Consider the following 2,503-nt stretch of genomic DNA (forward strand, 5'->3'; position numbering starts at 1 on the left):
AGATTTCCATAGATGAAGCCGGTACCTACCCAGCGCCTAGTCGCCGCATCGTCGCCAACGCCGAGTGCGACCACGCTGTCGAGGTAAAAAGGTGGAAGTAGCGCCATAGTCAGGTCGTCGAACGACCAGCATCAGCGGCGGCGCGCAGCGCCGTCCGCTGCATGCTGTTGTTAGACGGCCTCGAGATCCTTGAGTGTCTTGCCAGCAACAGTCTTCCAGGCAAGAAGTCCATTTGCCGAGCCTCCGTGAATGACCGTGGCCGCCGCACTTGGGCTGGTGAACTCTGTATCGCGAGTGAATGTGAAGTGGCCACCATCCTCAACAAGCACCTGATCTTGGATCAACTGTCTCCGCGGCGCGATGGCGCTCGGAAACTGTTCGGCGGACGGACGCTCCTTCAGGACGGCCTGGGAGCCTTTCAGCACGACAAGGCCGTTCGGTGTGAGATGACCCGTCGCCTTGAGCCCCTTGATCTCGCAGATGAGGGTTCGCTCGATCGCGCGACCGACGGCTGGCGAACCGATCGGAACCAGCGCATCGACACCGAGCACCGGCAAGAGTTGGTGAATCTTCTCCAAGAAGATCTCCATGTCCTCGCGGTCAGATTCCGGAAGTCTCGATCCGCTAGCCTGAGAGTTGACGACCTGCGCCCTCCCAGCTGCCGTTGCCTGTTCTATGAGGCGACCCTCCAAGTATCGGACATGGGCCTTGGTGAGGTGCTCGTCAGAAGAGACAAAGAACAGCGCATGGTTCCAGAAGTCTCTGTCTAGGTGGCCGCGCAGTCGATCGCGAACACTCTCAGCCTCGCCGATGTAAACGGCAGATTTGCCGGACTCGGGATCGACGCCCGTCAGGAGGTACACGCCAGACTTGGCGGCCTCGTCACGGGCGAGCACGCCGTCCAGTTCGCTGCGCGGTCCCGCGACCGCCTTACCCGTCCAATTCGACAGGGCGGCGATCCGCAGGCGTTGAGCGTCGCCATGGACCAAGAAGAGCTTTATCGTTGCGCTTGGCATGTCTCCCGTCTGTTCCAGTCCGTCTAACGCTCGCGTTGAGCGGCCGGGCACGCCGCCTGAACAGGCGCCGCGGGCGCAAACTGCCTTAGCGCCCGCGGTGCGCACAATAGGCGCATCACGGACGGCTCGAACGCGTAGTTAGCTGGCTTTTCGCAGCTCTTCACGAAGCACACGACGTAGTGTCCTTTCGAGCGGCTCGGCCTCGCGCTTGATGTGATCGACCAGAGCCGTGTTTATTAGGGTTTGGTAGTTGCCTCCGCCCGCTGCGTCAACTTGGCCCTTAAACCAGTTCAGCACCTCTTCGTCGAGACGAATTGTGATCCTGGCTTTGCCCTTCGGCGCCGCTACTGCTGCGCCGCGTTTTGCCTTCGAAAAGTCGTATTCTTTCCTCATGTTTGTGCCTCGTATGCGCGCCGCTCAGCGCGACTCGCCCTGCGGGAAGATATGATGCGTGTGGATCGCCCGCGCAACGTATAGACCGTTACCAGAACACGACCAGCTGGATCGGCACCAAGAAAGATCAACCGCGGCTCGCCCGAAGTGTCCGGGTCAGGGGTCGAAAGCCCTGCAGGGTCTTCAAGCGAAAGCGCAGCATCCGCAAACCGGACACGGTGCTTCTTGAAGTTCGCGGCCGATTTGGCTGGATCCCACTCGTAGTCCACGGCCGATAGTGTATGCACATTCGTGCACCGTCGTCAAGTCGCCCGCCAGCAACAAGAGCCAGCTAACGCTCGCGTTGAGCGGCGCCGCGCTGCCGCCAGCCACGCGAGGCGCGCGCAAACTTGTTTGTCGCGCGCGCCGAGCGCATCGCTACCGTATCCAGCGTCCGCTGCAACGCGTAGTTAGGCAACTTTTCCTTAGTCAATGACGGGCACATGCTGCCACCTACCCTTTGCGATGCAGAAGACATCGCCCGAAGCTTCAAATGTTCCGGTCATGAAGCCAGAGTGTAAACAGTTCAAATACTCAAGTTCGCCCTTAGACTTATTCGGTTCGTAGGTTTCCACATGGTCATAGCGGCCTGGCGCAACCGATTCAATGTACTGACTTGAGCGCCCCTCGCGCTCGCGATAGATCTCTGCCACATGCCAGGATCCAGTGCGGAACAAGGCAACCGCAACCACAAAACCACTTCCCTTTAGCGCTGTCATTAGGACAGCAACGCCCGGCTTACCGCTACCTGAGAAGTCCGCTACCGCGACGCCCAGACAGCCGCTTCCACCATTGTTTCGACTGGTGACTATGTCCTCCTCGAGATTGTCACTGGCGCGCGGGAGCCTATAGCCGGAATAAGCTTTCACCAGTAGGGCGGCGACATCTGAAGGGATCAGCCTTGCGCATTGGTCAGGCGTTGCTGCTTCGACACCGTCCCACCGCATGATGAGCCCCACCAATAGCGCGACGATGTACCACCCACGCATCTGAAAGTTGCCTAACGCTCGCGTTGAGCGGCCGGCTGACGCGCTTTCAAGCGCGCGGACGGCGCA

The 2,503-nt window shown here is 60.0% G+C and carries 4 protein-coding genes; all 4 read right to left on the bottom strand.

What is annotated here, in order from left to right; translation table 11 throughout:
• Positions 1-170: 170 nt before the first annotated feature.
• Positions 171-1,016 (bottom strand): GIY-YIG nuclease family protein, encoded by an 846-nt coding sequence (locus WCE35_RS19065; protein ID WP_424594882.1) that lies wholly within the window; start codon positions 1,014-1,016, stop codon positions 171-173.
• Between the two features lie 138 nt (positions 1,017-1,154).
• Complete coding sequence (locus WCE35_RS19070; RefSeq protein WP_424594883.1) at positions 1,155-1,409, bottom strand: BrnA antitoxin family protein; 255 nt, start codon at positions 1,407-1,409, stop codon at positions 1,155-1,157.
• Positions 1,406-1,696, bottom strand: a complete 291-nt coding sequence (locus tag WCE35_RS19075; protein WP_424594884.1) for a BrnT family toxin — start codon at positions 1,694-1,696, stop codon at positions 1,406-1,408. Before WCE35_RS19075 ends, WCE35_RS19070 begins: the two co-directional genes overlap by 4 nt.
• Positions 1,697-1,873: 177 nt before the next feature.
• Positions 1,874-2,503 (bottom strand): hypothetical protein (locus WCE35_RS19080; protein ID WP_424594885.1); only part of this gene is annotated, 630 nt, incomplete at its 5' end.

The organism is Bradyrhizobium sp., from assembly GCF_049691595.1.
Classification (GTDB): Bacteria; Pseudomonadota; Alphaproteobacteria; order Rhizobiales; family Xanthobacteraceae; genus Bradyrhizobium.

What these genes read in the sequence shown, in the direction of transcription:
- WCE35_RS19065 (WP_424594882.1), bottom strand. Translation starts at nt 1,016, where the DNA reads ATGCCAAGCGCAACGATAAAGCTCTTCTTGGTCCATGGCGACGCTCAA.
- WCE35_RS19070 (WP_424594883.1), bottom strand. Translation starts at nt 1,409, where the DNA reads ATGAGGAAAGAATACGACTTTTCGAAGGCAAAACGCGGCGCAGCAGTA.